General features: G+C 73.7%; 1 protein-coding gene and 1 pseudogene. Both read left to right on the top strand.

Going from position 1 to position 558, the window contains the following annotated elements; all coding sequences use genetic code 11:
• Nucleotides 1–281, top strand: a pseudogene (locus tag EAO71_RS35750) (ABC transporter permease); the annotation flags it as partial.
• A 43-nt stretch (nucleotides 282–324) separates the two neighbouring features.
• A partial coding sequence (locus tag EAO71_RS35755) for a COX15/CtaA family protein (protein ID WP_187282964.1) occupies nucleotides 325–558 on the top strand: 234 nt, incomplete at its 3' end.

Genomic DNA, 558 nt, shown 5'->3' on the forward strand with positions numbered 1-558 from the left:
GCCTGCTGATGGCGGGCACGCTGAAGGCGGAGGCCACCCTCGCCGCCGCCAACCTGGTCTTCCTGCTGCTGCTGGTGGGCGGCGGGGTGGTCGTGCCGCTGGACGAGTTCCCGCAGGCGGCGCAGGACGTCCTCGGTCTGCTGCCGATCTCGGCGCTCTCCGGCGGCCTGCGGGACGTGCTCCAGCACGGCGCGGGCATGCCGTGGGGCGACCTCGCGATCCTGGCGGTGTGGGCGGTCGCCGGCCTGGCCGCCGCCGGGAAGCTCTTCCGCTGGGAGTGAGGGCGCGTATGCGCTCGGTGGCGGGGAGGGGGCTCGTGAACGCATGCACAAGCAGCCCCCTACGATGGTTCCCGTGCCGAACGTGACCCGAGCGGATGCCGCTCAAGCCGTGCGCAACCCGCTCGCCTTCATCGCCGGGCGCTGGACCCCCGCTCCCCGGACGGTCCGGCGCGCCGCTCTCGCCGCCCTCGTCATGGCGGTGCTGATCGTGGTGACCGGCGGCGCGGTCCGCCTGACCGGCTCGGGCCTCGGCTGCCCGACCTGGCCTTTTTTTTTT

Origin of the sequence: Streptomyces sp. MS191 (assembly GCF_008042125.1) — a bacterium.
Taxonomy (GTDB): Bacteria; Actinomycetota; Actinomycetes; order Streptomycetales; family Streptomycetaceae; genus Streptomyces.